The sequence below is a fragment of the Streptomyces sp. UH6 genome (assembly GCF_013421635.1).
GTDB lineage: Bacteria > Actinomycetota > Actinomycetes > Streptomycetales > Streptomycetaceae > Streptomyces > Streptomyces abyssomicinicus.
Genome location: NZ_JACADT010000176.1, coordinates 1 through 8,177, shown reverse-complemented (window position 1 = coordinate 8,177; position 8,177 = coordinate 1). Strand labels below are relative to the sequence as shown.

The window sequence follows — 8,177 nt, the reverse complement described above, 5'->3', positions numbered from 1 at the left end:
TCGCGTCAGATGTCGTAGACGGCGCCGGCCTTCGCCAGCTCGACCGGCCCCCGGTAGGCCCGCGCAGCGGCGGCCAGGTTGGCCTGGGCGTCGGTCCAGGGCGCGATGTGGGTGAGGACCAGCCTGCGCGCCCCGGCGCGCGTCGCGACCTCACCGGCCTGGCGGCCGTTGAGGTGCAGGTCGGGGATCTCCTCCCGGCCGTCGGCGAACGCGGCCTCGCAGAGGAACAGGTCGGTGTCGCGGGCGAGGTCCTCCAGCGCCGGGAAGGGCCCGGTGTCGCCGGAGTAGGTCAGCGAACTGCCGCCGTGCTCGACGCGGATGCCGTACGCCTCGACGGGGTGCGCCATCAGCTCGGTGTGCACGGTGAACGGGCCGATCTCGAAGGTGCCGGGCTTGACCGTGTGGAAGTCGAAGACCTCGCTCATCGAGCTGGCCGAGGGCGTGTCCGCGTGCGCGGTGGTGAGGTGGTGCTCGGTGCCCTCGGGTCCGAAGACCGGGATCGGCTCGCAGCGGCCGCCGTCCGGCCGGTAGTACCGGACCACGAAGTAGGCGCACATGTCGATGCAGTGGTCGGCGTGCAGATGGCTGAGGAAGATCGCGTCCAGGTCGTACAGGCTGATGTGACGCTGCAGCTCGCCGAGGGCGCCGTTGCCCATGTCGAGGAGCAGCCGGAAGCCGTCGGCCTCGACGAGGTAGCTCGAGCAGGCCGATTCCGTGGAGGGGAACGACCCCGAGCAGCCGACGACGGTGAGCTTCATGGAGCGGGAACCTCCGTAGGCAGGGGTGGGACGACGGGGCTCGTACGGTCCGTCGAGACTAAGCCGCCGGAACGCCCGTGGCTCCTCGCCGAGGCTCCGTTGTGGGGGAACTCACCTGCCTTGTCACCGGTTCGGCTGGTCGTGGGGCACAAGGGGCGCACGGGGCGCGCACGACGGCGGCCGGCACCCCCCGCAGGGGGCGCCGGCCGCCGTGTCGTGCGTGCCGCGCGGGTCCGCGACCGGACCCGGCCACGGGTCCGCCGCCGTTCCCGCCCGCGCGGGAGTGCGCCCGGTCAGGCCCAGAGCTGGCCCTGAAGCGTCGCGACCGCCTCGTCGGTGGTCGCCGCCGTGTAGACGCCGGTGGACAGGTACTTCCAGCCGCCGTCGGCGACCACGAAGACGATGTCGGCCTCCTCGCCGGCCTTGAGCGCCTTCTTCCCGACGCCGATGGCGGCGTGCAGGGAGGCGCCGGTGGAGATGCCCGCGAAGATGCCCTCGAACTGGAGCAGCTCCCGGGTGCGCACGACCGCGTCGGCGGAGCCCACCGAGTAGCGGGTGGTCAGCACCGAGGCGTCGTACAGCTCGGGGACGAAGCCCTCGTCGAGGTTGCGCAGGCCGTAGACCAGGTCGTCGTAGCGCGGCTCGGCGGCGACGATCTTCACGTCCGGCTTGTGCTCGCGCAGGTAGCGGCCGACGCCCATCAGGGTGCCGGTGGTGCCGAGGCCCGCGACGAAGTGGGTGACCGAGGGGAGGTCGGCGAGGATCTCCGGACCGGTGGTGGCGTAGTGGGCGCCCGCGTTGTCCGGGTTGCCGTACTGGTACAGCATCACCCAGTCGGGGTGCTGCTCGGAGAGCTCCTTGGCCATCCGCACGGCGGTGTTGGAGCCGCCCGCGGCCGGGCTGGGGATGATCTCCGCACCCCACATGGCCAGCAGGTCGCGCCGCTCCTGGGAGGTGTTCTCCGGCATCACGCAGACGATGCGGTAGCCCTTGAGCTTGGCCGCCATGGCGAGCGAGATGCCGGTGTTCCCGGAGGTCGGCTCCAGGATGGTGCAGCCGGGCGTGAGGCGGCCGTCCTTCTCGGCCTGCTCGATCATGTGGAGCGCGGGGCGGTCCTTGATCGAGCCGGTCGGGTTGCGGTCCTCCAGCTTCGCCCAGATGCGGACGTTCTCGGACGGGGAGAGCCGCGGCAGGCGCACCAGGGGGGTGTCGCCCACCGCCGCGATCGGGGAGTCGTAACGCATGTCGCCGCTGACCCGGCCCGCTCAGGCCATGCCGCCGGCCACGGCCGGGAGGATGGTGACGCTGTCGCCGTCGGAGAGCTTGGTGTCGATGCCCTCGAGGAAACGGACGTCCTCGTCGTTGAGGTACACGTTCACGAAGCGGCGGAGCTGCTCGCCGTCCACGATGCGCGCCTGGATGCCGGGGTGGCGGGACTCGAGGTCCGTGATGAGGGCGCCGAGGGTCTCACCGGAGCCCTCGACGGCCTTCTGCCCGTCGGTGTACTGGCGGAGGATGGTGGGGATGCGGACCTCGATGGCCATGTCAGGGCTCCTGTCGGATGGTGGTGCGGCGGGCTGGGGCTGTGCGGCGGTGTCGCTGCCGCGGTCTGCTGCCGGGGCGGCGGCCCGTGGCTCGGCCGGAACGCGGGCCCGGCCGGGCGCCTCGGGGCCGCCGGGGGCGGCCACGCGCGGTCAGCGCGGACAGAGGGCGCTGTTCAGGCGGCACAGGTCGACGTGCAGCCGCGCGACGAGCAGCTGGGTGCCCGGCGTCATTTCGCTCACGTCGTGGAGAACCATGCGGTCATCGTATCGATTCCCGACGGCCTGACGGACAGGACGTCTCACCCTGCGGTCGACTCGGGCCACGATGCGGACACGGAGCGCCCGCGGGGCGGATTCGCAGGTCAGGCGGCCGGGTGGGCGTCCACGATCCGGACCGGCTCCTCGGTGACCTCGCCCTCGACGATCCGGTAGGACCGGAACTGGAACTCGCCCAGGCCGTCGGCGTCGGCCGTGGAGACCAGCACGTAGTGGGCGCCGGGCTCGTTGGCGTAGGAGATGTCGGTGCGCGAGGGGTAGGCCTCGGTGGCGGTGTGGGAGTGGTAGATGACGACCGGCTCCTCGTCGCGGTCGTCCATGTCCCGGTAGAGCTTCAGCAGGTCCTGGCTGTCGAACTCGTAGAAGGTCGGCGACCGGGCCGCGTTCAGCATGGGGATGAAACGCTCCGGCCGGCCGGAGCCCACCGGGCCGGCGACGACGCCGCACGCCTCGTCCGGGTGGTCCCGGCGGGCGTGCTCGACGATCTGGTCCACGAGGGCCTGGGTGATGGTCAGCATGGCGGCAGGATATGCGGTGCCGAACGCGGGCCGGCCCCGCCCTCTCGCGTGGCGAGACGGCGGGGCCGGAATGCGGGACGGTACCGGGGCCGTCCGGTCAGGGGTCCCGTCGGCGGTGCGGCCGGCGGTGCGCTCAGCCGACCTTGTCCAGGGCGACCTCGCGCCGCTGGGTGACCTCCGGCGAGCGGGCCTTGAGGACCAGCCAGCCGATGCCCAGCGCGACGGCCCAGCCGGCCATCACGTAGAGGCAGATCCGGGACTCGGCGTTCAGCGCGATCATCACGGTCACCATCAGCAGGAAGAGGATGGCGATCCAGCTGCAGACCGAGCCGCCCGGCGCGGGGAAGGACGAGGCGCGCACCCGGCCGGCGGCGACCGCGCGGCGGTAGAGCACGTGGCTGATGCAGATCATCAGCCAGGTCCAGATGCCGGCCGCGGTGGCGACGGAGGTGACGTAGCCGAAGGCCTTCTCCGGGACGACGTAGTTCAGGACCACGCCGATGCCCATGAGCAGCACCGAGACGGCGATGCCGACGGCCGGGGTCTTGGTGGAGGAGAGCTTGTTGAAGACCTTGGGGGCCTCGCCGTTGTCCGCCAGGGTGCGCAGCATGCGGCCGGTGGAGTACATGCCGGAGTTGCAGGACGACAGGGCCGCGGTCAGCACCACGAAGTTCACGATGGCCGCGCCGGCCGGGATGCCGATCTTGGCGAAGGCGGCGACGAACGGGCTCACGTCGGGCGCGAACTCGGTCCACTTGACCACGCACAGGATGACGGTCAGGGCGCCCACGTAGAAGAGGGCGATGCGCCACGGCAGGGTGTTGATCGCCTTGGGCAGGGTCTTCTCGGGGTTCTCCGACTCACCGGCCGTGACGCCGACCAGCTCGACGGCCAGGTAGGCGAACATGACGCCCTGCAGGGTCATCAGGGACGAGCCGATGCCGTTGGGGAAGAAGCCGTCGAAGGCCCACAGGTTGGAGACCTGGGCGGTGTCGCCGGCGGCGCTGAAACCGAAGGTCAGCACGCCGAGACCGATCACGATCATGCCGATGATGGCGGTGACCTTGACCATCGAGAACCAGAACTCGATCTCGCCGAAGAGCTTGACGGAGATCAGGTTGGCGCCGAAGAGGACGACCAGGAAGACCAGCGCCGAGATCCACTGCGGGATCTCCGGGAACCAGTAGTGGATGTAGATGGCGGCGGCCGTGAGCTCGGCCATGCCGGTGACCACCCACATCAGCCAGTACGTCCAGCCGGTGAAGTAACCGGCGAACGGGCCGACGAACTCCCGGGAGTACTCCGCGAAGGAACCCGAGACGGGGCGGTAGAGCAGGAGCTCGCCGAGCGCCCGCATGATGAAGAAGATGATCACACCCGCGAGGGCGTACATCAGGATCAGGGAGGGGCCGGCCTTGGCGATGTTCGCCCCGGCCCCCAGGAAGAGGCCGACGCCGATGGCGCCGCCGATGGCGATCATCTGGACCTGCCGGCTGCCGAGCCCTCGCTCGTACCCCTCCTCGGGGGCGTCGCCGCGCACGGCCTCACTGCCGTCGTGGTTGCTCGCGACCTGCGATGAGGTCATGGTGGTGCGCCTTTCTCCAGGAACCGGCCCGTCACACGTCGTCTTCGACTGTTGACCCGGGCCGGGGATTGCATGCCCCGCGGGGGGCCAAGGGGAGTTCTCTGCCTGCCGACGGTCGGTCGGGCCTGCTGGCGCCGCCCCGGCGGGCAGGGGGTGGTGTCCGGCCGGGGCGAGAAAGTTGGCTCAAAGGTACGGAGAAGCATGCCGCCGCGCTGTGGTGGATTCCACAGCGCGGCGGCCAATTATTCCCACTATGTCCGATTCACGGCGTCCGGAAATCGGATTTTGCTGTCCGTTTACCGAACGTCGGGGCAACCTTTCGGCGTTCCGCCCGTCTAGGGCATCAGCGTCTCGACGAGGCTCTCCTGAAGCCCTCCGAGCCAGAGGTAGGCCATCACCAGCGGCTTCCGCTCGTCGGTGTCGGGGAGGCGGTAGAGGATCTCGCTGTCCTCCTCGTCGGTGATGTCCAGGCGGGCGGCGATGGCGAGGCGGATGTCGTTGAGCGCCTTCAGCCACCGCAGGGAGTGCTCGGGGGTGAGCCTCAGGACTCCCCCGCCCGTCCCCGCGCCGCCGGACTCCAGCGTCAGCTCGTCGAGGGCGCGGACGACCGCGAGCGCGTCCTCCCGCTTGCCGGCCCGCAGGTCGTTCTCGGTGAAGCGGCGGAACTCCGCGGAGGACGCCTTGGCCTCCTCGGCCTGCTGGGCGGTGTCCGGGAACTTGGCCGGGTCGGTGTAGGCGTCCGGGAAGAGCCGGCGCAGGACCGGGTCGGACGGCGGCTCGCTGGGGCCGTCGGCGAAGAGTTCGGCGAGCGGGTCGGCGGAGGCGTCCTCGGCGGGGCCGGGGCCGATCAGCTCCAGGAGCTGGGCGGCCAGCGACCGGATGATCGAGATCTCGACGTCGTCGAGCGCGACGGCCGCGCCGCCGCCGGGGAGCGGTTCGAAGGTTCCGGGCATGGGATGGCAGATCTTTTCGGCTCGGCGGGCGGTCGGTCCGGGCCCGTACGGGAATTCCGGGGCCGTACGGGATTTACCGGCGGTCCTGCTGGAGGGTGGCCCACAGACCGTAACCGTGCATGGCCTGCACGTCGCGCTCCATCTCCTCGCGGCTGCCGCTGGAGACCACCGCCCGGCCCTTGTGGTGGACGTCCATCATCAGCTTGGTGGCCTTGTCCTTCGAGTAACCGAAGTACGTCTGGAAGACGTAGGTCACGTAGCTCATCAGGTTGACCGGGTCGTTGTGGACGATCGTGACCCAGGGGACGTCCGGCTCGGGCACGGCGTAGGCGTCCTCGGCCGACTCGGTGCGTTCGGTTTCCATGGGAGCGGGAGCGGGTGACGTCACAACAACCATGCTGCCACCACAGGTGGGTACCCGCACGGACCGGGTCCCGGGGTCGCCGCCGGATCGCCGCGGACCTGGCTCCGGACACTAATCGTCAAATTGACGAAATGGGGGTAGCATCAGTTCCATGAACACAGCGGAGCTCGGGCTGCCGGTGGACGTGCCGTCCACGGCGCTCTTCACCGACCACTACGAACTGACCATGCTGCAGGCGGCCCTCAAGGGCGGTACGGCCGGGCGGCGTTCGGTCTTCGAGGTCTTCACCCGGCGCCTTCCCGCGGGCCGCCGCTACGGCGTGGTCTGCGGCACCGGCCGGGTGCTGGACGCCGTGCGCAACTTCCGGTTCGACGAGAACCAGCTGGCCTTCCTCCGGGAGCGCGGCGTGGTCGACACGACGACCCTGGAGTGGCTGTCGCGGTACCGGTTCGAGGGCGACATCTGGGGCTACCCGGAGGGCGAGGTCTACTTCCCCGGCTCGCCGATCCTGCGGGTCGAGGGCACCTTCGCCGAATGCGTGCTGCTGGAGACGGTGATCCTCTCGATCCTCAACCACGACTCCGCGATCGCCGCGGCCGCCTCCCGGATGGCCTCGGCGGCCGGCGGCCGGCCGCTGATGGAGATGGGCGCGCGCCGCACCCACGAGCTGGCCGCGGTCGCCGCCTCGCGCGCCGCCTACGTCGGCGGCTTCTCCTCCACCTCGGACCTGGCCGCCGGGTTCCGCTACGGCATCCCCACCATCGGCACCAGCGCGCACGCCTTCACCCTGGTCCACGACACCGAGCGGGAGGCCTTCACCGCCCAGGTCGACTCGCTGGGCCGCGGCACCACCCTGCTGGTGGACACCTACGACGTCGCCGAGGCGGTCGCCCTGGCCGTGGAGGTCGCCGGCCCCGAGCTGGGCGCGGTCCGGATCGACTCCGGCGACCTGCTGCTGGTCGCCCACCGGGTGCGGCAGCAGCTCGACGAGCTGGGCGCCGGACAGACCCGCATCGTGGTCACCTCCGACCTCGACGAGTACGCCATCGCCTCGCTGGCCGCGGCCCCGGTGGACGCCTACGGCGTGGGCACCCAGCTGGTCACCGGCTCGGGGCACCCGACCGCCTCGATGGTCTACAAGCTGGTCGCCCGGGCCACCTCGGACGACGCGGACGCGCCGCTGGAGCCGGTGGCCAAGAGGTCGGGCGGCGGCAAGCAGACCCTGGGCGGACGCAAGTGGGCCGCACGCCGGTTCGACGCGCACGGCGTGGCGGAGGCGGAGGTGATCGGCACGGGCGAGGTCCCCGAGGAGCTGTCCGCCGGCCGGCTGCTGGTGGAACTGGTGCGCAAGGGCGAGGTCGTGGGGCGTGAGCCGCTGGAGGCCGCCCGTGACCGCCACGCCGCGGCCCGTGGCGCGCTGCCGATGTCCGCGACGCAGCTGTCGCGGGGGGAGCCGGTCCTCGCCACGGAGTACGTCGTCTGACGACGTGCGGCGGGCACGGGGCCGGGGTATGCAGCCGACGGCGGCTGGTCGCTGCTTGTCGCTGTTCCGGTCGTTTTTTCTACGGTGAAGATCGAAGGGTTGGTGCGGGGCGATGCGTCGAGCGTTGATCGTGGTGGACGTGCAGAACGACTTCTGCGAGGGGGGCAGCCTGGCGGTGGCGGGCGGCGCGGACGTCGCCGCGGCCATCACCGAGCTGATCGGGCAGGCCGCGCCGGCCGGGGCCTACCGGCACGTGGTGGCCACGCGTGACCACCACGTCGCGCCGGGCGGGCACTTCGCCGACGACCCGGACTTCGTGAACTCCTGGCCGGCGCACTGCGTGGCGGGGACCGAGGGGGTCGGCTTCCACCCGAACTTCGCGCCCGCCGTGGCCTCCGGGGCGGTGGACGCCGTCTTCGACAAGGGGGCCTACGCGGCCGCCTACAGCGGGTTCGAGGGCGCCGACGAGAACGGGGTCGGGCTGGCCGAGTGGCTGCGTGTACGGGAGGTGGACGAGGTCGACGTGGTGGGGATCGCCACCGACCACTGCGTGCGGGCGACGGCGCTGGACGCGGTGAAGGCCGGGCTGCGGACACGGGTGCTGCTCCCCCTCACGGCGGGGGTGGCCCGGCAGACCACGGAGCGCGCGCTGGAGGAGCTCCGCGGCGCGGGGGTCGACCTCACGGGCGAACCGGT

10 protein-coding genes are annotated in these 8,177 nt (G+C 71.3%); 2 read left to right on the top strand and 8 right to left on the bottom strand.

Annotation, left to right across the window (positions count from 1 at the left end; genetic code table 11):
* Window positions 1–5 precede the first annotated feature (5 nt).
* The 8 genes from HW445_RS11865 to clpS form a co-directional block, all read right to left on the bottom strand.
* On the bottom strand, window positions 6–758 hold the full coding sequence (locus HW445_RS11865) for an MBL fold metallo-hydrolase (protein ID WP_180220987.1): 753 nt from the start codon (window positions 756–758) through the stop codon (window positions 6–8).
* Window positions 759–1,051: 293 nt separating this feature from the next.
* Complete coding sequence (locus tag HW445_RS11860) at window positions 1,052–2,002, bottom strand: PLP-dependent cysteine synthase family protein (RefSeq protein WP_180220986.1); 951 nt, start codon at window positions 2,000–2,002, stop codon at window positions 1,052–1,054.
* Window positions 2,003–2,023: 21 nt separating this feature from the next.
* A complete protein-coding gene (locus HW445_RS11855) occupies window positions 2,024–2,302 on the bottom strand; it encodes a MoaD/ThiS family protein (protein WP_180220985.1) in 279 nt (92 codons plus the stop codon).
* A 150-nt stretch (window positions 2,303–2,452) separates the two neighbouring features.
* Window positions 2,453–2,557 carry a putative leader peptide gene (locus HW445_RS34395; protein ID WP_369695912.1) on the bottom strand — a complete coding sequence of 35 codons (105 nt, stop codon included), beginning with the start codon at window positions 2,555–2,557 and terminating at the stop codon, window positions 2,453–2,455.
* A 107-nt stretch (window positions 2,558–2,664) separates the two neighbouring features.
* Window positions 2,665–3,096, bottom strand: a complete 432-nt coding sequence (locus HW445_RS11850; RefSeq protein WP_151775108.1) for a Mov34/MPN/PAD-1 family protein — start codon at window positions 3,094–3,096, stop codon at window positions 2,665–2,667.
* 133 nt (window positions 3,097–3,229) lie between these two features.
* Window positions 3,230–4,681 carry an amino acid permease gene (locus HW445_RS11845; protein ID WP_180220984.1) on the bottom strand — a complete coding sequence of 484 codons (1,452 nt, stop codon included), beginning with the start codon at window positions 4,679–4,681 and terminating at the stop codon, window positions 3,230–3,232.
* A 335-nt stretch (window positions 4,682–5,016) separates the two neighbouring features.
* Window positions 5,017–5,634, bottom strand: coding sequence for a DUF2017 domain-containing protein (locus HW445_RS11840; RefSeq protein WP_180220983.1), 618 nt, complete (start codon window positions 5,632–5,634; stop codon window positions 5,017–5,019).
* A gap of 73 nt (window positions 5,635–5,707) precedes the next feature.
* The gene (clpS, locus tag HW445_RS11835) at window positions 5,708–6,031 is read right to left on the bottom strand and encodes an ATP-dependent Clp protease adapter ClpS (RefSeq protein WP_180220982.1); all 324 of its coding nucleotides are present in this window, start codon (window positions 6,029–6,031) and stop codon (window positions 5,708–5,710) included.
* Between the two features lie 118 nt (window positions 6,032–6,149).
* Here clpS and HW445_RS11830 point away from each other — a divergent pair, with 118 nt between their 5' ends.
* Window positions 6,150–7,481 (top strand): nicotinate phosphoribosyltransferase, encoded by a 1,332-nt coding sequence (locus tag HW445_RS11830; RefSeq protein WP_180220981.1) that lies wholly within the window; start codon window positions 6,150–6,152, stop codon window positions 7,479–7,481.
* A gap of 112 nt (window positions 7,482–7,593) precedes the next feature.
* Window positions 7,594–8,177: isochorismatase family protein (locus HW445_RS11825; RefSeq protein WP_180220980.1), on the top strand; the 584-nt coding region annotated here is incomplete at its 3' end.

What these genes read in the sequence shown, in the direction of transcription:
- clpS (WP_180220982.1), bottom strand. Translation starts at nt 6,031, where the DNA reads ATGGTTGTTGTGACGTCACCCGCTCCCGCTCCCATGGAAACCGAACGC.
- HW445_RS11830 (WP_180220981.1), top strand. Translation starts at nt 6,150, where the DNA reads ATGAACACAGCGGAGCTCGGGCTGCCGGTGGACGTGCCGTCCACGGCG.
- HW445_RS11840 (WP_180220983.1), bottom strand. Translation starts at nt 5,634, where the DNA reads ATGCCCGGAACCTTCGAACCGCTCCCCGGCGGCGGCGCGGCCGTCGCG.
- HW445_RS11850 (WP_151775108.1), bottom strand. Translation starts at nt 3,096, where the DNA reads ATGCTGACCATCACCCAGGCCCTCGTGGACCAGATCGTCGAGCACGCC.
- HW445_RS11860 (WP_180220986.1), bottom strand. Translation starts at nt 2,002, where the DNA reads ATGCGTTACGACTCCCCGATCGCGGCGGTGGGCGACACCCCCCTGGTG.
- HW445_RS11845 (WP_180220984.1), bottom strand. Translation starts at nt 4,681, where the DNA reads ATGACCTCATCGCAGGTCGCGAGCAACCACGACGGCAGTGAGGCCGTG.
- HW445_RS11855 (WP_180220985.1), bottom strand. Translation starts at nt 2,302, where the DNA reads ATGGCCATCGAGGTCCGCATCCCCACCATCCTCCGCCAGTACACCGAC.
- HW445_RS34395 (WP_369695912.1), bottom strand. Translation starts at nt 2,557, where the DNA reads ATGGTTCTCCACGACGTGAGCGAAATGACGCCGGGCACCCAGCTGCTC.
- HW445_RS11865 (WP_180220987.1), bottom strand. Translation starts at nt 758, where the DNA reads ATGAAGCTCACCGTCGTCGGCTGCTCGGGGTCGTTCCCCTCCACGGAA.